Annotated in this window: 15 protein-coding genes; 2 read left to right on the forward strand and 13 right to left on the reverse strand. The window is 56.4% G+C overall.

What is annotated here, in order from left to right; all coding sequences use genetic code 11:
* Positions 1–32: 32 nt before the first annotated feature.
* From IEY52_RS17010 to IEY52_RS17035, 6 genes are all read right to left on the reverse strand, one after another.
* Positions 33–503, reverse strand: coding sequence for an ester cyclase (locus tag IEY52_RS17010; RefSeq protein WP_189004561.1), 471 nt, complete (start codon positions 501–503; stop codon positions 33–35).
* Positions 504–586: 83 nt separating this feature from the next.
* Entirely contained in the window at positions 587–2,137 is a 1,551-nt protein-coding gene (locus IEY52_RS17015; RefSeq protein ID WP_189004563.1) for an HD domain-containing phosphohydrolase, read from the reverse strand.
* Positions 2,138–2,152: 15 nt separating this feature from the next.
* A complete protein-coding gene (locus IEY52_RS17020) occupies positions 2,153–3,220 on the reverse strand; it encodes a YihY/virulence factor BrkB family protein (protein ID WP_189004565.1) in 1,068 nt (355 codons plus the stop codon).
* A 172-nt stretch (positions 3,221–3,392) separates the two neighbouring features.
* Positions 3,393–3,854, reverse strand: coding sequence for a hypothetical protein (locus tag IEY52_RS17025; RefSeq protein ID WP_189004567.1), 462 nt, complete (start codon positions 3,852–3,854; stop codon positions 3,393–3,395).
* Positions 3,826–4,533, reverse strand: a complete 708-nt coding sequence (gene thyX / locus IEY52_RS17030) for an FAD-dependent thymidylate synthase (protein ID WP_189004569.1) — start codon at positions 4,531–4,533, stop codon at positions 3,826–3,828. Before thyX ends, IEY52_RS17025 begins: the two co-directional genes overlap by 29 nt.
* 100 nt (positions 4,534–4,633) lie before the next feature.
* Positions 4,634–5,104, reverse strand: a complete 471-nt coding sequence (locus tag IEY52_RS17035) for an EVE domain-containing protein (protein ID WP_189004578.1) — start codon at positions 5,102–5,104, stop codon at positions 4,634–4,636.
* A 133-nt stretch (positions 5,105–5,237) separates the two neighbouring features.
* On the opposite strand from IEY52_RS17035, the gene IEY52_RS17040 reads away from it, so the two are divergent.
* Positions 5,238–6,290 (forward strand): S1C family serine protease, encoded by a 1,053-nt coding sequence (locus IEY52_RS17040; RefSeq protein ID WP_189004580.1) that lies wholly within the window; start codon positions 5,238–5,240, stop codon positions 6,288–6,290.
* Positions 6,291–6,362: 72 nt separating this feature from the next.
* On the forward strand, positions 6,363–6,671 hold the full coding sequence (locus IEY52_RS17045; RefSeq protein ID WP_189004582.1) for a DUF6916 family protein: 309 nt from the start codon (positions 6,363–6,365) through the stop codon (positions 6,669–6,671).
* Between the two features lie 92 nt (positions 6,672–6,763).
* On the opposite strand, the gene IEY52_RS17050 is transcribed toward IEY52_RS17045, so the two are convergent.
* The 7 genes from IEY52_RS17050 to IEY52_RS17080 all read right to left on the reverse strand — a co-directional run bounded on the left by IEY52_RS17050 (position 6,764) and on the right by IEY52_RS17080 (position 18,266).
* Positions 6,764–7,297, reverse strand: coding sequence for a GNAT family N-acetyltransferase (locus IEY52_RS17050; RefSeq protein ID WP_189004584.1), 534 nt, complete (start codon positions 7,295–7,297; stop codon positions 6,764–6,766).
* Between the two features lie 12 nt (positions 7,298–7,309).
* A complete protein-coding gene (locus tag IEY52_RS17055) occupies positions 7,310–7,834 on the reverse strand; it encodes a phage tail protein (protein ID WP_189004585.1) in 525 nt (174 codons plus the stop codon).
* A 10-nt stretch (positions 7,835–7,844) separates the two neighbouring features.
* Complete coding sequence (locus IEY52_RS17060) at positions 7,845–8,366, reverse strand: phage tail protein (protein ID WP_189004588.1); 522 nt, start codon at positions 8,364–8,366, stop codon at positions 7,845–7,847.
* Positions 8,367–8,394: 28 nt separating this feature from the next.
* Positions 8,395–8,892, reverse strand: coding sequence for a phage tail protein (locus IEY52_RS17065; RefSeq protein ID WP_189004590.1), 498 nt, complete (start codon positions 8,890–8,892; stop codon positions 8,395–8,397).
* Between the two features lie 151 nt (positions 8,893–9,043).
* Complete coding sequence (locus IEY52_RS17070; RefSeq protein ID WP_189004592.1) at positions 9,044–16,345, reverse strand: ExeM/NucH family extracellular endonuclease; 7,302 nt, start codon at positions 16,343–16,345, stop codon at positions 9,044–9,046.
* A 645-nt stretch (positions 16,346–16,990) separates the two neighbouring features.
* A complete protein-coding gene (locus IEY52_RS17075; protein ID WP_189004594.1) occupies positions 16,991–17,377 on the reverse strand; it encodes a P-II family nitrogen regulator in 387 nt (128 codons plus the stop codon).
* A gap of 145 nt (positions 17,378–17,522) precedes the next feature.
* On the reverse strand, positions 17,523–18,266 hold the full coding sequence (locus IEY52_RS17080; RefSeq protein ID WP_189004770.1) for a chlorite dismutase family protein: 744 nt from the start codon (positions 18,264–18,266) through the stop codon (positions 17,523–17,525).
* Between the last annotated feature and the right edge of the window lie 9 nt (positions 18,267–18,275).

The raw sequence follows: 18,275 nt of genomic DNA on the forward strand, positions 1-18,275 counted from the left end.
AAAGTTCCACTGCAGGCCTTCAGGACAGAAGTTCAGAACAGAGGTATCACCCCGATCTGTTGCAGCATGCCCAGCACATCCCACTGGCTGTGGTCTTCTTTCCAGAGGCCATTTTCAAAACGGCTCTGCACAAGACCAGTGATTTGTACGGCTTTTCCGGTGGGAGGAACCTGTTTCAGAAAGCCCAGGTGGGTGGCGGTCACCGTGAAACGCCAGACCACCCGATCCTCTTCTGCTGTGAGGTCCTGCAGGACCATGTGAAAATCCGGGAATGCGCTGCGTAAACCCTGCACAAAAGCCTGAAACGCAGGGATGCCTTGCAGGTTGGGTTCGGTGGGGTCATGCAGGGCATATTCGGAAGCGTACATTTCCTGAACCAGAGCCAGGTTGCCCTGGTTCCAGCCCTCTTCCACCCAGCGCTGCACCATGACTTTGTTCTGCTCTGGGATGGTGGCTGAGGTGTTGTGTGCAATGGCTTCCTGCGTGACAGTTTCAACAGTCATGGTGTTCCTCCTGAAGGTGATTTTGTGCCTTCAGTGTAGGAGGATGCCCTTTTTCAAACATCGGGAGTTCTCCCCATGCAGGGTCAGGACAGCAAACGCTGCTCCATGGCGTACAGGGTGGCTCCGGCACGGGTGGACACCCCAATCTTGGTGTAGATGTGCTGGATGTGGTGGTCTGCAGTCTTGGGAGAGATGCCCAGCTCCAGGGCCACTTTTTTGGTGGTGTGCCCCTGGGCCAGCAGTTTCAGCACTTCCAGCTCACGGTCACTGAGGGGCGTGCGGCCCTGCAGGGCGGTCTGGTGGCCTGCAGCTTTCAGGATGGCTGCAACGCTGGTTTTTTCCAGCTGCCCTTGTTTTGCCAGCTTTTCCAGCATTTCAGCCGCCTGCCCTGCAACAAAAGCTTTGCGGTGTGACCGGTTCTCGGTGAGGGCGTGGTACACATCTGCAGCAGCAAGCACCTGGGAAGGCAGGTCCTGCAGGTCCATCCCTTTGTGGTATCCAGAGCCATCACAGCGCTCATGGTGGGACGCAGCAATGCGGGAAAGGGGTGCAAAAAGCCCTGAACGGCTGAGGATGCGTTCGGTGTGGTAGGGGTGCAACCTCACCTGTTCCCATTCCTGCTCGTTCAGGGAACCGGGTTTGTCCCAGATGCCTGCCGAAACCCCGGTGCGACCCAGGTCATGCACCAGAGCAGCACGCTGAATCAGGTGCTGGTCCTGCACAGGCCATTTCAGGTGCTGTGCAGCCTTCACAGCAAGTGCAGCAATGCCACTGGAATGCCCCAGGGTGAAAGGGGATTTGATGTCCACGAAGTCTGCCAGTGCTGTGCAGGCCTCTGTGAACTGCTTTTCGGTGAGGGTGATGCTGGGTCCAGGCTCCAGGTTCAGCACTTCAGACCAGGCCAGATCAGGGCCAACCGAAGACAGCAAGCGGTCTGCCCGGGCACAGAACACCTCCACCACCCTGGGAGCATAGGCTTTGCCAGAACGGGCTTTTGCCTGCCGCACAGCAGCTTCTGGCCCGTCCAGCCGATGAAAAATCAGCATGTCCTGGGCCATTGTCACCACCTGCACCGCCACAGAAATGGCCTCCCCTTTCAGACCTCTGGGAACCCCCTGCCCGTCCCAGCGCTCATAAAGTTGCCCCAGCGCCTCAATGGTGGGGGCAGCAAACCCCAGCCGGGTGGCCAGACGCTGGGCCACCTCACAGTGCCCGGCAAAACTGGCCCGCACCGCAGGCAAATGCAGCATGCCCCTTGCCACGGTGGACCACAGGGCCAGCCCTGAGCGCTCTGGGTGGGTTCTTCCCACGGCCCGGGTGAGGGTCTGCAGCAAGGCCAGGGTGTCGATGGTGTCGATGTGGGCAAAATCACTTCTGAAGGCCATCTCGTCACCGACAATGGCGGACAGCAACTGGGTGTCCACATTGCAGCCGATGTACCGCATCAGGGCCTGATAATAAATCGCCTGCAAATCTGCAGCAGACAGGCCCAGCGCCTCTCCCAGGCGCACCGACAGCACGCAACTGCACATTGCAAAATCCAGAGGCTGTCCCATGCCCAGATCGGTGGCCCTGGACAGCACAGCCATCACCTCGGCCATGCGGTGGGTGCCCTGTTCAGCAGGCTGCATCATGTTTCCCAGTATGGGTCATCTGCGCTGAAACATGCGCTTCACCCCAAACACCAGCACGGCTGGAATGGCCAGCAACATCAGCATGATCCCACCCAGAAAACCTGCAACACTGAACGTGGCCCGACTCATGGGGGGCAGGGTCTTGCTGACAGGGACAGGTTCCAGAATCTCCAGGGCTTTTTCACGGGCCTGCCGGGCAGCGGTTTTGGCCGCAATGGTGCCAAATTTGTTGCTGTAGGCCCAGGTCACCTCTGCCCCAAAAAAGAACAGCTGGGCACTGAAATACACCCACAGCATGAACACCACCAGTGTCCCAGCTGCTCCAAACGTGCCTGCTGGAGAAAAGCGGGCAATGTAAAGGCTGATCCCGTACTGTCCCAGCACAAACAGCATGGCCGTGATCCCGGCCCCAAAACTCACATCCTGCCAGGACAGGCGGATGTTGGGCAAAAAACGGTACAGAACCCCAAAAAGCAGGGTAAAAACCAGGATGCTCAGCACGGTGCTGCCCAGTTTCAGCAGCACCGTGGCATAAGGAATCATGCCAAAATGCTGTTCTGCAAAAGCATTCACATAAACCGTACCTGTCAGGAAGGCCACCATCAGAAGTCCCATCACAATGGCCAGAATGGCCGACATCAGGCGACCCACCACCAGATGCAGGATGTCCAGGTGCTTGGGCTTGATGTCCCAGATGGTGTTGAGGGCATCTTGCAGGTGCATGAAAAAATTGGAAGCCGTCCAGAGCAAAATCAGGACCCCCGAAATGGTGGCCGGGGTTCCAGATTTGCTGGTGAGCTCCAGCACGCTGCGCACACTCTCTGCAAAATTGGATCCAAAATTCTCAGAGATCTGGTTGATGAAATTCTGCTTGATGCTCTCGGCCTCCAGAAAGAGACCCGCAATGCCCACAGCAAGGATCAAAAGGGGGCCAATGGTGAAGATGGTGTGGTAGGCCAGCGCAGCCCCCATGCGCGGTACATTGTCCACGGAAAAAGCCTGCACGGCGTCCCTGAGCACACCAAAACTCTGTTTCAGTCCACTGGGTGAACGGGCTTCCTGACTCCCCTGCGTTTCAAGCATAAGAACATTCTAAAAAACCCCGCAGGGTTGCGGGGTAATGGTTCATACTTGACGTTTCAGGGCGGCTTCTGGACCTTTTATTCGTGGGCGTGCAAAGAGCGCCAGGCTTCAAAGCTGGAGGGAAACAGGGGTTCGGTCAGTTCTGCCAGGGCACGGGCGTACATCTGTCTCATCATTTGCCAACTCCCTTTCTGTTCAACTCGCGCAGATCAGAAAATATTTGGGTGTATACCTCATACTGTTCGGGGGAAATGGGTTTGTTTCCGCTTTCATGCTTCAAATCCAGCATTTCCACGATGAGCTGGGCTTGTTTTTTCTTGGCAAGCAGAAAGGGATTGATGCGGCAAGCAAACTCTCTCAGTTTCACACCAGTAATAACCCACCGATATGTGTCCGAGTGCCCCTCTTTACGGGCTTTGCACAGAGATTTGGAGCCTCCGTAGTGGTTTACCAGAAAGTCAACAACTACTTCCTCCCGGATTTGGAGACGTGCTTGAGGCTGGTAACGAAATTCATACCGTCCGTGCTTAGGTTTGCTGGCTTTAAGTCGGGCGATCTCAAACCAGCCTTCTCCGTCAAAGAGCCCAGCACAATAAGCATCGATTTCAGTGCCTACGCTGACCCTGCAATTCATCCCAGGCCTCAAATGCCGAAGGGAATAAGGGTGCCGCCAGCTCTTTGAGGGCCCGTGCGTACATTTGGATCTCGAACTGGGCACCCGGATGGTCCCGCAGTTCCAGGAAGTGAAACAGGGCACGGACATTGCAGGTGAAATAAAACTCGCTGTACATGGTCAGGGGCAAAACGCCTCTGGCCTGCTCACGGGTCACACCCAGCTCCAGCAGGTCATGGTAGGCCTGATAGGCATGCTTCCAGGCCGCTTCCCACACCTGATGGGCCTTTCCCTGATCTAAACTTTCGGTGGCTTCAATGCTGGCCTGACGGTTGCTTTTGGCCTGCTGGCGGAATTTCTCGGGGGTGTAGAACTGGTCCTTGACCTCCACATAACGGCCCGAAATCTCGTTGTAGGACGCGATTCTGTGCCTCATCCACTGGCGGATGACAAAAATTGGAGCCACCACCTTGAAGGTCAGGCTGTTGTGCTCAAAGGGGCTGCCGTGCTGGTGTTTGAGCAGGTAGCGGATCAGTTTGGCATCCTTCTCGTCGAAAGGCAGGGCATTGTCTGCTCCAAAACTGACTCTTGCAGCTGCAACGATGCTTTTGTCATTTCCAACATGCTGCACCAGAGCAACAGAACCGATGCCGTCATTCAAAGGGAAGAGAACTTCCTGTTCATTGAGGGTCTGTGTCATACCTTCAACAGTGTAACCCCGAGTCCCCGTCACTGGATGGGAGACGATCTATCCTGCTTCAACATCCCATGGCCTGCACTGGTGCAAGAGCGGCAGGTGGTCATCTTGCAGGGGCAAGAAGCGAATCTGCGTGTTCAAGGATGGCCTTCCATTCTGCTTCGGTCACGGGCATCACCGAAAGCCGCATGCCTTTTCTGAGCAGGATCATGTTTTCCAGTTCAGGAAGGGTGCGCAAAGCGTCCAGAGGCAGCAGGGGCAAAGACCGCACAGGCACCACATCCACCATGCTCCATCTGGGGTTTTCTTCTGTGCTTTTGGGATCAAAGTATTTGCTGTCTGGATCGAACTGCAGGTTGTCCGGGTAGGCACTGCGGGCAATTTTGCAGATGCCTGCAATGCCTGTGGGGTTGCTGTTGGAGTGGTAAAAGAAAGCCAGATCCCCTTCCTGCATGCTGCGCAGGTGGTTGCGGGCCTGGTAGTTGCGCACCCCGTTCCAGGGCTCGCGGCCCCGCTGTTCGAGGTCAGGGTAGCCAAACACATCGGGTTCACTTTTCAGCAGCCAGTATGCCATAGCTCAAAATACAACAGCTCAAGGGATGGCGTTGGACTTCCCTTCCCGAACCACATTCACTTCATCAGCAAATCCCAATCAATCTTAATGTTGATAACGGTTGTTGTCATGGAGGCTCTTTATACTGAAATCAATGAAAGGCTTTCTGACTGCAGTGGTGGTGGTAGGGGTTGCGTTGTTGCTGTTTCCAAAGGCAACCCAGCGGCTTGAGCATGTTTTCTCAAAGCCGCCTGAGCCTGTGGTGCTGAAAAGTGCCAGCCAGGAAGACCAGCTTTACCAGCAGGTCAGGGCCGCCAGTTTCAAAATTGAGCGGGATGTTTCAGATGGAGTGGTGATTGGCACCGGGTTTTTCATCAAAGAAAACGGTTATGCCCTCACCGCTTACCATGTGGTGGAATTCAGAAACCGGGTCACGGTGATCTTGCCCAACCACAAACGCTACCAGGCCGATGTGGTGGGCTTTGACAACACCACCGACCTGGCCCTCTTGAAGGTGCGCATCGACAAGGCCACTTTTCTGCCCCTGGCAGACACCCATCCCAATGTGGGCGATTCGGTGCTGGCGGTGGGCAACAGTGGCGGAGACTTCTTGAAACGCAGGGTGGGCAAGGTCATTGACCTGGATGTGGCAGCCTCCAGGGCAGATTTTCCTCCGGGAACCCTGGAAATGAAGGCCCCCATTGCTCCGGGAGACTCTGGTGGGGCGGTGGCCAACATCAAAGGTCAGGTGGTGGGCGTGATCAGTTACATCCGCCTTTACGATGACCAGACCCGCACTGCTTACGCTGTTCCCATGAACAAAGAGCAGAAGATCCTGCAAGAACTGCTGGCAGGCACCAAACGGGATGTGCCAGTGCTGGGGGTGCGTTCCTCTGCCAATGCTTCTGATTTTGATCAGGGCGTGCGGGTGGGCAGTGTGCAGAGGGGCAGCCCCGCCGATACGGCAGGATTGCGCTCTGAACGTGAAGTCACCGTCAAGCTGGACGATGGTTCCAGCGAACAGGTGCTCAAAGCCGATTTCATCCTCGCCATCGACAACACACGGGTCAGAAGCTTTGATGAGCTGATTGGAGTGGTGCGCCGCAAGCAAATCGGGGATGTGGTCAAGCTGCAGGTGGATCGGGATGGCAAACGCCTGATTGTGCCGGTACAACTGGGGGCCAGGGCCAACGTGTTCACAGAGTAAGCCAGCCTGTAAACCCGACTTCTGAACCTCCAGTATGATGGGAAGGAACATTTCCCGGAGGATGCCACAACAATGACCGAAACCCTGTTGACCCTCAACATCGAGCATTTCAGACCCCTGATCGGGGAAACTTTTGATGTGCAAGTGAACCCTCAGGAAGCTTTTGAAGTGGTGCTTGCCGAAGCCAGCCTGCTGGGTGGGGATGTGCTTCCCACTTCAGGAAGACAGCCTTTCTCGCTGGTTTTCAGGGATGCCAGCCGTCGCCTGGTGCCCCAGGCCATTTACCAGATCAGCCATGCCGCACTGGGCACCCTGGACATTTTCATGGTGCCTTTGCAACCAGATCAGCAGGGCACCCGTTTCGAAGTGATTTTCACCTGAGGCCACAAGGGCATGCAAAAACATCCAGCCCTGCACATTCGGCGGGCTGGATGTTTTGTTAAAAGTCTTTTGAAATTCAGCAAGCCTGCATTTCAGCTCTGGGAAACAGCACCTTCTGGAACAGGACGCTGCATGAACATGTACATGCCCCGCTGTTCCACATCCTGGAACCCCAGACGCAAATACATCTGGTATGCAGGATTGAACTGTTCCACATGCAAAGTGATGGGAAGTCCTGCAGCATCTGCCTGTTGCATCAGGGCGTGCATCAGGGCGGTCCCAAGTCCTTGCTTGCGGTACTGGGGAAGCAAAGTTACCTCCATCAGGCGGTGTTCTTTGCGGGTCCGGTGCAGGTACATGCGTCCCAGATCCACCCCGCCCACCTGCAGGATCAGGAATTCAGCTCCAATGTAGTGTTGCTGATACTGGTCGTGCTGGGCATTGAATTGCTGCACCAGAAAAGCCTGCTTCTGCTCCAGGGGCCAGGGCTGGGAGAGCACGTCCTCCCTGGTGCTGGCATAAAGCTGGAACAGAAAAGGCAAGTCTGCCTGGGCAATCTGCCGAAAAAGCACAGTCTGGCCCTGATGTCGCAATTCAGGAAGGCTGGGAAGTGGAATCTGGGTCATCCTTTCACCTGCTTAACCCCTAGGGGGGAAAACACCTTGCATGGCAATGCAGAAGTTCACTGTCAGGTAGGGTTGCATGTTGTTGTGGGGAAGGCCTCCTCCCACCAGAGACAGCGCCATGGGGTTCAGGTTGGTGTTGGGCGTGACGGTATCCTGGTACAGCTCGGTGTTCTGGGTGCGTGCCATTGCGGTCAGGTTGGTGGGAATGTTGATGTTGGCATCTTCAACAGAACCTTCCAGGCTGTGGGTGTGAACAGGCATTTCGGAGCTGATCAGGGTCACAGAAGAAACCCCGGAGCTCTCCCCCAGAAAACGCTGGCTCAGGCCCGGACCATCGCCCTGACCCACGGGTGCGTTGCCTTGCATGTCAGGAAGGGCAAAAGTGCTCTTGCCGTCACCGCCATAATAGGTCCCAAGCAGGCTGAAAAGTGCGGTGTTCTGGCTGATCGGCAGCAACTGCCCATCACAGAAGGCCCAGCCTGTGGGAGCGAAATTGAAAGGAAACATGCGGATTTCTGCAACAAAAGGATCTGCCATGGTCTACTCCTTAAGTGGGGCTGGGGAAAATGCCGTAGAGGGAAATGATGAAGCTGATGCACAGGAAGGGCTGCATGTTCTCGTGGGGCTGAGATCCGCCTGCAGGCTGAATGCTGTTGCCACTCAGGGCAGCCACGGCAGCGTCTTCATAGTAGATGTCTGCGCCAGAACCTGCCTGCCCGAACACCTGGTTGGTGGGATCTGCAGAGTTGCCAGGGCCAGTGGACACCAGAAAGGCGTGGTTGTGGTTGGGAATCTGACCGGTGGTCAGGGTGACGTTCTCCACACCACCATTTTCACCAATGGTGTAGGTGGTGCCAGTGGTGCCGGTTCCCATGTGAACCGGGAGCCGTCCCTGCAAATCTGGCAGGTTGAAGGTTTCTTCTCCATCGCCACCGTAGGTGGTGCCAATCAGCTGAAAGAGCGTTTCATTTTCTGAGATGGGCAGGGTTGCACCGTTGCAGAACGCCCAGCCCGCTGGGGCAAAGTTGCCCGCAAACATTCGAATTTCGCCCACATAAGGTTGTGCCATAATCTCCTCCGTAAGGGTTGCGTGAAGCTCAGTTCTGGCTGGGGAAAATGCCCTGGAGGGCAATGCAGAAGTTCAGCACCAGAAAGGGTTGCATGTTCTGGTGGGCCTGACTTCCACCCACAGTGGACACGGTGCTGGGGACCAGTGAGGTGAGGTTGTCATAGGAACGGTAAACGTTGCCCGCACCTGCCAGCAGGTGTGCAGTGGGGAAACTGTCATTGCCGATGGTTTTGGTGGCCACCACCAGGTGGTTGTGGGTGGGCAATTCAGAAATCGTGATGGTGTGGCTTTCCTGGCCTGCACTCTGGCCCAGGGTGTACCCACTGCCCATGTGAATGGGGGTGCGCCCTCTGAAGTTGGGCAATGCAAATGTGGTCTGTCCGTTGCCCCCGTAGGTCGTTCCCAGCAGTGAAAAGAGGGCCTGGTTCTGGTTGATGGGCAAAAATTGCCCGTTGCACAAAGCCCAGCCTTTGGGTGCGAAATTGAAACTCATGATGCGGATCTCGGATAAAAAGGGTTCAGACATGCACAACTCCTTCTGGTGATCAATGGCGGCTTGGTCGGCATTGGCAGATTCAAAAATCCTCTGGCTGGTTCAGTTCAACCTCCCAACAATAGAATTCCCTGCATGAAAGATGCCTGTGCCGCAATTGGGGTGCGGCACAGGTGAGGGTGCTTTAGAAAGAGGGGGTCGAGCAGGACCCAACGCTGCCGTAGGTTCCGCTTGCTGCAGTGGCATTGCCCGAAGAGAAGATGGTTCTGGCGTTCACATAACTGGTGGCAGCGGTGGCATCGGTGCCACCAGATAGGCCTGCCAGGTTGAAAGTGGAGGTGGTGACCTTGGCCAGTCGCACTGCACGGCTTGCCCGGTTGGTCACGTTGAAGGTGCCACTCACCACGGTGTTTTTGAGGGAAGCGTTGGACGCATCGCCCAGGTTCAGGCAGATGGTTGGGGTGGTTCCAGAGGAGGTCCCAGACTCAATGAAGATGGAGTCGGAGGAGTTGGCGTCGGTGAAGTTGCTGAACTGGTTGCCCTGAATGGTCACATTGGCCACAGGGTTCAGGCCAGCCGCAGAAGCACGTGCACTGACATAAAGGCCCCGGTTGGTGCACTTGTTGAGGATGTTGTTGCTGATGTTGATGGTGTGAACGGCATTTTCCTGGATCCGCACGTTGATTCCATCGCGGTTGGTGATGTTCACACAGGGGTTGGCATCCCCGGTTCCCAGGGTGTTTCCAGTGATCTTGCCCTGCACGGTTCCGCCCGCCACATCCACAGCCAGGGCCACTGCTGCTGCATTGGTCTGGTTGTTGCCGCTGATTTCGTAGTTGAAGGAACCCGTGTAAGTGCTGGCAGCACCCACGTTGATGTTCTGGCCCACAGAACCCGTGTAGCCGCCAGTCAGGGTGTTGTTCTTGAAGTACACCGTGCCAGAGACTGTGTTGTTGATGGTCAGGTTGAAGTGGGAGTTCTTGGTGGAGCTGAAGGTGTTGCCGGTGATGTTGGCATTGATGACCGCAGCGTTGTAGGCATCCAGCAGGAAGTTGTTGTCCGAGTTGGTGTTGCTGCTGGTGTTGCTGAAGGTCGAGCCCGTCACATTCAGGGCACTGAGGGTGCCACTGTTGTTCTGGATGTACACGTTGCTGGCCGCAGAGTTGGTCACAGAGGTGCTGGTGATGCTGTTGCTGCCAAAGAGGTTGGTGATGTAGACCCCGTGCTCTCCGCTGGCATTGCCGTTGCTGGTGATGCTGTCACTGGCAAGGGTCAAATCCGTCACCGAAGACCCGAGGATGCCGTGGTCTGCAGAGCTCTGCACATTCAGATAGCTCAGGGACGTTTTGCTGGTGCTGGTCAGGCTGATGCCCGCAGCGGTGGAGTTCTGGATGGTTCCGCCCGTTCCGCTGCTGCCGTTTCCAACCACCTGGAGTCCACCAGAACTGCCGGTGGTGTTCAGGACAATTCCGTTGCTGGCTCCGTTGCTGGAAACGCTTCTGAATTTCAGGTTGCTGCTGCCAATGCTGGTGTTCTGCACGTTCACTGCAATTCCAGAGCTGGTGGTGAGGGTGCTGCTGGTGTCGGTGGCACTCACCGTTCCACCATTGATGGCGGTGAAAGCAGGCTGGCTGGCCGTGTTGGCCGTGATCTGGCCGGAGAAGTTGATGGTGGCCACATCGTTGTCGTCCAGGTAAATGCCGCCCGCGGTGTCCGTGGTGCTGTCCGTGATGGCGTTGGTGAAGCTGATGGTGCTGGCACTGCCTGAATTGCGGCTGGTGACGCGCACTGCGTTGGTGCCAGAGTTGCCATCGTTCTTGCTGATGGTGCCGTTGTAGGTGATGTTGCCCGTCCCACTGTTCACGTAGAAGGCATGTCCATCTGCACCCGTGATGGCAGAACCGCTGCCAGCAGTGAAGGTCATGCTGGTGGAGGTGCTGGCACCAGAAAGGCTGACCCCGGTGGTGCTGGAGTTGGTGCTCTTGACGGTGGTGAAAGCCAGGCTGCTGGGGGCATTGCTGATGTCCACAGCAGGTCCGCCAGTGGACTCAATGTTGCCTGTGCTGGCCACCAGGGTCAGTCCAGAGTTGTTGGCTTTCAGACCTGTTCCAGCATCGTTGTACACATTCAGGCTGTCAAAGCTGAGGGAACCGGTGCTGCCGTCCAGCAGAACTCCGCTGGCTCCGGTGCCGTTGCCACTGGCTCCGACAGCCACCGTTGCACCCGTGATGCTGCTGAAGTTCACGGTGTTGGCATTGATGCCGCTGCCCCCCGTGTTGCCACTGACGGTGATGTCATCGAAGGCCGTCACGTTGAGGGTTCCAGCAGTTCTGTTCAGGAAGAGGCCATGTCCGGTGCCCCCGGTGAGGGTCAGGTTGTTGAGGCTGACGTTGTTGGTGCCAGAGGTGTTGTCGATGTTGATGGCATCACCTGCGCCACCGCCAGTCACATTCAGACCCTTGATGGTGGCGGTGCCCACGTTGAGGCCGTACACGCCGTCGCCAGAGGTGTTGGAGATGCTGGGTTTGGTGCCTGCACTGTGACCCACAAATTCAGAGGTGATGCCACTGACACTGGCGATGTCTCCGATCACCAGACCTGAACCTTCACCAATCAGACGCTGGTTGGATTTCAGGGTGATGCCTGCATTCTGTCCGGTGGTGCCACCATCACCGTTCAGCACGTAAATGGTGTCTCCGGTGCCGGAAGCCGTCTGGGCCTGAACCAGGGTGGTGTATGGCGCACTTGAAAGGCCCTTGTTGGCTCCAGGATGATTGTTCTGCACATACCAGACTTTGCCGGAGATGGCCACACTGACCTGCCCAACATCGGTGAGGCTGCCGTCGGTGATGGTGTAGTTGAAGGTGTCGGTTCCGTTGAACCCAGCAGGTGGGGTGTACACGAAGGAACCATCACTGTTCAAGGTGACAGATCCATTGTTGGTGGTCAGGGAAGTTCCTGCAACCACACTGAGGGTGTTGAAGGCAGGATTGGTGTCAGGGTCGGTGTCGTTGGCATCAATGTTGCCAGTCATTTGCACTTCGGCAATGCCACTGAAGGTTCCAGCAGCGTCCAGCACCGTGTTGCCCACGGTCTTGAAGCCACTGTCATCGATGGCAGTGGGGCCTTCGTTGACATCCACAATGGTGATGGTGAACTGTTTTTCAAAGAACAGGCCTCCAGCGTCGGTGCTGCGAACCCGGATGCTGTAGCTGGATTTGGCTTCAAAGTTGGGGGAGTTGCTGATCCTCAGGGCATTGCCCAGGATGTTGAAGCTGGTGTTGTCGGTGCTGCCCGTACCAGACACCAGGGTATAAGTGAAACTGTCCCCTGCATCCACATCGGTGCTGGAGAGGGTTCCCACCGTGCTGCCTGCACTCACATTCTCATTGATGCTGCTGGCAGACAATCCAATGTCCGTGGGGGTCTCGTTCACATTGTTGATGCTGATGGTGAACTGTTTTTCAAAGAACAGGCCACCTGCGTCGGTGCTGCGAACCCGGATGCTGTAACTGGATTTGGCTTCAAAGTCAGGAGAAGCATTGATGGTCAGGGCGTTCCCGGTGATGGTGAAGCTGGTGTTGTCGGTGCTGCCCGTGCCAGACACCAGGGTATAAGTGAAGCTGTCCCCTGCATCCACATCGGTGCTGGAGAGGGTTCCCACCGTGCTGCCTGCACTCACATTCTCATTGATGCTGCTGGCAGACAATCCAATGTCCGTGGGGGTCTCGTTCACATTGTTGATGCTGATGGTGAACTGTTTTTCAAAGAACAGGCCACCTGCGTCGGTGCTGCGAACCCGGATGCTGTAGCTGGATTTGGCTTCAAAGTCAGGAGAAGCGTTGATGGTCAGGGCGTTGCCCGTGATGGTGAAGCTGGTGTTGTCGGTGCTGCCCGTGCCAGACACCAGGGTATAAGTGAAGCTGTCCCCTGCATCCACATCGGTAGAGCTGAAGGTGCCCACCGTGCTGCCTGCACTCACATTCTCATTGATGCTGGTTGCACTGAGGCCAATGTCCGTGGGGGTTTCGTTCACGTTGTTGATGCTGATGGTGAAGACCTTCTCGAAGCCCAGACCGCCCTGATCCTCACTGCGAATGCGCACAGAGTAACTGGATTTGGTTTCAAAGTCAGGGGAGGCATTGATGGTCAGGGTGTTGCCCGTGATGGTGAAGCTGGCATTGTCGGTGCTGCCTGCTCCTCCCACCAGGGTGTAAGTGAAGGTGTCCCCTGCGTTGGGATCTGTGGTGGAGAGGGTTCCGACCGTGCTGCCTGCGCTCACATTCTCGTTGATGCTGGTTGCACTGAGGCCAATGTCCGTGGGAGCGCCGTTTTCCACCAGATCGTTCACGGTGATGGTGAATTGTTTTTCGAAGAACAGGCCGCCGGCGTCGGTGGCCCTGACCCGGATGCCGTAGCTGGATTTGGTTTCAAAATCGAAGGCGGCTGCGTTGCGCAGCTCATTGCCCACGATGGTGAAGCTGCTGTTGTCGGTGCTGCCTGTGCCAGACACCAGGGTGTAAATGAAGGTGTCACCAGCATCCACATCGGTGGTGCTGAAGGTGCCCACTGCACTGCCTGCAGCCAGGTTTTCATCAATGGTGCTGCTGGAGAGGGCGATATTGGAAGGGGCTTCGTTCACATCGGTGACCGTGAGGGTGAAGACCTCTTCGTAAGTCAGCCCAGGGGTGCCGTTGTCGGTGGTTCTGACCCGGATGCTGTAGCTGGATTTGGTTTCAAAGTCGGGAACAGCATTGATGGTCAGCACACCCGCAGCACTGAGGGTGAAAGCTGCATTGTCGGTGCTGCCTGCACCAGACACCAGACTGTAGGTGTGGGTGTCTCCAGCGTTGGGATCGGTGGTGGTGAAAGAGCCAACAGTGCTGCCTGCAGTGCTGTTCTCAGCAATGCTGCTGCCCGAGAGGTCCAGATCGGTGGGGGCCAGGTTGGTGGCATCCAGGGTCAGACCCAGCACCACCGGATCATGGGCGCTGGAACGGTAGACATCAATGTCGTACAGAGCGCTCTGCTGGGCCACCGTTTTGTTTTCGGTGTTGTAGTCCAGCACGCTGGGTTCTGCTGCATTGATGTGCCAGATTCTGGAACCTTGCACCTGTGCTTGCAGGCTTGCGCTCACAAAGGCATAATCCAGGGTTCCCCGACGGCCATTCAGCACGGCGGTGTAGTCGCTGGAATCAAACAGCTGCATGTAATCATCACCTGTGCCGTTGGTGCCGTCTGCACCGTTCAGTACAGCGTTGACGGGATCTTCCTGCATGAAGGCATTGAAGTCTCCCAGCAGCACCACATCGGTGTCACCAGAAGCCGTGGGATCCGCAGCAACCCAGTCCATCAGAATGCCTGCAGCGGTGTTGCGGGTGCCATTGCAATTGCCCTGTCCGGTGGTGGTGTCATCGTCACCACCGCCACAGGTGGTCAGACGGTCTTCCAGATCCACAGCCACAGCAGTGAAGGTTCCCAGACCAGAGGTGCGGAAGGTCTGCGCCAGGGCAGGGTGGTTGCGCACATCGTTGTAAGCGGCATTGTCAGTGTTGTCCAGCACGCTGAAACTGCCATATGGGGTCAGGACTGATGGGCGGTACAACATCCCCACAGCTGAAGTCTGGCTGCCCAGGTTGCTTCCGGGATTGATGTAGGCGTAGGCGGTGCTGCCCAGTGCCGTGTTCAGGGCATTGGTGAGGGTCTTGATGGCCGGGGTGGTGTCTGCATAGTCGTTCTCAACGCCTTGCAGGGCAATCACGTCTGCATCAAGGTCCTTCAGGGCCTCAACGAGTTTGTCCTGCTGGCGGGTGAGTTCGGCAGCGTTGCTGGCTCCTTCTGTGGTGAAGCTGTTTCCAGCGCCATCCCCATTGAAGAAGTCATGCACATCGAAAGTGGCGACTTTCAGCTGGGGGTTCCCCAGATCGCTGTCGGTGGGTGCAGGCCCACGGCCTCCACCTGTGAAGGTGGCAGTTGCTGCACTGGCATGAATGCGGTAAGCGTCGGTTCCGGTCCAGCCAGAGGTGCTGTACCCCACCACCCCGGTGATGGTGGCCCCATCACCATTTCGCAGGGTGTTGCCAGCAGACAGGGGATTGTTGCCCCGACCAAAGATGATGCTGCTGGGGTACTCGGTCAGGGAGCCATCATCAACGGTGATGGTCCGTGCCGCAGCTTCGGTTTCGTAGGTGGCAAAACTTGCAGCATTGGGGGTGTTTTCCTGCGTGAAAGCAGGCAGGGTGTTCAGGTCGGTGACGGTCACCAGGCCGCCGCGCCCCAGCAGGCTGTTGTCAGAGACGGTGCCCACGGTGCTGACCCGCATGCCTTCGTATTGCTCCCAGTTGGTGGGTGTGGCAGACAGGGTCACTGCGGTTGCAGCAGGCAGGGTCTGGCTGGTGGCCATCACAATCAAGTCTGTGGCATTGATCAGGCGGGTTTCGTTGCCCACCTCTGAAACCTCTGCGGTCAGGCGGACACGGTCTCCGGCACTGACGGTGGCACAACTGGTGCTGCAGGCCACGAAAACGCCTTCACTGGTGGTGGGGTCGCTGTCCTGGTCGGCGGTTTGCTCCTGCACATAAAATCCGCCCAGTTCCTCGGTTTGCTGCAGGTCAGCGGTGACAATGCCATCGATGGTGACGGTGTTCCCCAGTTCAGGGCTGACAGCGTCTCCAGCAGGCGTGGCCCCCTGAATGTCATGGATCTTGGTGAGGCCCACCGTGGAAGGGTCCTCGGCGTAAACCACCATCAGGCTGAAAGAATAAGGGTTGTTTTTGCGGGGGGTCTGGATGGGGTGTTTCACCGCAAAGGTGAACACCGCTGTGCCTCCAATGGGAATGATCCCGCTCTTCTGCCAGCCCTCGGACATGACGCCACCATTGACCAGACCACTGGGAACAGCAGGGGTGACCCCACTGACGTCCAGACCTGTCAGGTAAGGAGTGGATGAGGCGTCCACAATTGCACTTTCTGTGGTCACATCAAACACCCGGCCACGGATGGTCTGCATGAGGGGGGCCATGCTGGGGGCCTGGGTGCCGTCAAACAGGTAGATGCGGTCAAACACCGTATCCCCGATGGTGGGAGGGGTGGGGTTGTTGCCAGGATCAGAATCGGCATCGTCAGTGTCAAAAGGCAGGAAGGTCAGGTTCTCAATGGCCTGACCGGTGTTGTTGGTGATCTTGTACCGGACTTTCAGGTAGCGTTCGCCAGCTGTTTCCACGGTGAACACTTCGCTGGAAAGGTGCTGAAAAGACAGGTTGTCCGAGATTTCACCAATGGAGGTGGGCTGTATGCCTTTGCTGGTCTTTTTGAAACCCGTCACCGAGGACTTCAGGGTTTTGTCGCTGACTTCCTGAAAGTGAATCTCGTAAACGTTGGTTTTTTTGGCGGGTTCGATGGGAGGCTGGGGGACACGGCTCTGTTGCCAGCAGGACACCAGCATCACAGAGAGCAAAACAGAAAGGCCCAGATTTTTCTTTCTCATGTGCACCTCAGGCGGGTGGGAAGGAAAGGGCAAGCGTCATGTTCTGCCACTTTCCCTGATGTTCAAGGGCAGGACGCACGTATTGCGTCTTGTGCTGGACAGCTTTCTCATTGAGAAGAGGCTGGGAGATGGGTTTGGTGCTGGGTTGCTGCATGTTGACTTCTCCGTATTGGGCGATTGGGTTCAAACTTCAAAACGCATCAGCTTGAAAATCCAAGTTGATGCTGGGGTTGAGGATTCAAAAACAAACCAAAATTGTTCCAGAGAACCTCCATCTGCTTGCTAGAAGGCAGAAACAACAGTCAGAAGAACCCAGACCAGCCTTGTTGCGTCTGGCCCGATTCAAGAAACCGTCATTTTCCTCAGATTCTACCCAAAGCGGGGATTTTCATGTTCTCAAGAGATCACAAATTCAGGCGAATTGCCCTTTGCGCAAAGGGTTTTTCGCCCTTACCCTTCCAAAAATAGAGATGAAAACCCTGTGTCAGACATGAGCCTTATTCTTTTTAGGGGAAATCCCTTATAGGAGATCAGGATAACCCCTAGTTGTAACTTTCTGGGTTCTGGACAGCAAGGACAGCAAAAAAGGATGCCCCATAGGACATCCCAGAACACCTTCAACCCCTGCTGAAGGGACAGAAGGGTTTATTTTTTCTTAAGGGCAGCGGCAGTGGTTTCAGGTTGATTCACAGGCGTGAGGGCATCCACATCCTGCTCTCCGGTGCGGATGCGGATCACCCGGTCGAGGGGTTGCACAAAAATCTTGCCATCGCCCACTTCTCCGGTGCGGGCACTCTGCAGGATGGCGTTCACTGTCACATCCACAAAGGGTTCACTGACAGCGATTTGCAGGTGCACTTTTTCATGGAATTCCATGCGCACCTGGGTGCCCCGGTAGTGCTCGATGATTTCCCGCTCTCCCCCGTGACCGCTGACCTTGCTGAGGCTGATTCCGGTCACACCCACCCGAAACAGGGCTTCTTTCACCGCTCCGAGACGGTCTGGACGGATGACGGCTGTAATCAGTTTCATGGCTTTTCCTCCTGCGTGCTCTCAGCATAGCGAATAAACCTGCCGTTGGGAATCGGAAGGCAAGATCAAACAACACCACAAAAAGAGCCTCTGCAAGTTGCAGAGGCCAGGAAGAGGCTGAAAAGTGCCGGGATTTGCTGAAGGGTCATCCCAGATCTTGCAGCAAACCTTCCACATCTTTCTTGATGCAGGTGAACATGGGGGTGTCCGTCAGGGTGAACATGCTGGCCTCGGTGTGGCGCAGGCGGGCCACCAGATCCACAAACTCCTGGGGGTAATCGCTGTCGAAGGCCACCACAAACTCCTGGTCGTCGATGCCGTAAGAGTAACTGGTGTTCAGGCGGATGCCTTTGAACGGATTGGAGGCGTAGATGTGCTCGTCCATCATGCCCTGACGTGCATGGGGGCTCAGGTCATACCAGGCACGGGTTTTCACAAAGGGATACACAAAAAGGTAGGTGCCCTGACCGGGCAGCAACTCCAGACCGTGCCCGCTGCCTTCCACACGGTTCACGTACTGGCTGCGCTTCTGCATGGAGATGAAGTTGTACGGCTGGGTCAGGTACCCCATCAGGCGGGTCTGGTTGAGCAGGGCCTGGGCATCATTGAAATCCCGCACATCAAAAGCAATGCGCCACAGCATGAAATCCACTTCCGAACGGGTGCCCACCAGGCTGTAGGTGCGCAGAATGCGGCCTGCTTCGGGTGGGGCTTCCAGCCACTTCTCCACGGCTTCCTGAAACTCGGCACGGATTTCTGCCCGCAGTTCAGCATGCAAGCGGCGAAACTCGGGGGACAGCTTGTAGAAAGCATAATTCAGGAATTGACGCTTCTGACGGTCCGGCTCTTTCTGGGTCACCTGACCGCTGGGGTCCAGGTCCACCATCATTCTGGGGCG

This window comes from Deinococcus roseus, from assembly GCF_014646895.1.
GTDB classification, from domain to species: Bacteria; Deinococcota; Deinococci; order Deinococcales; family Deinococcaceae; genus Deinococcus_C; species Deinococcus_C roseus.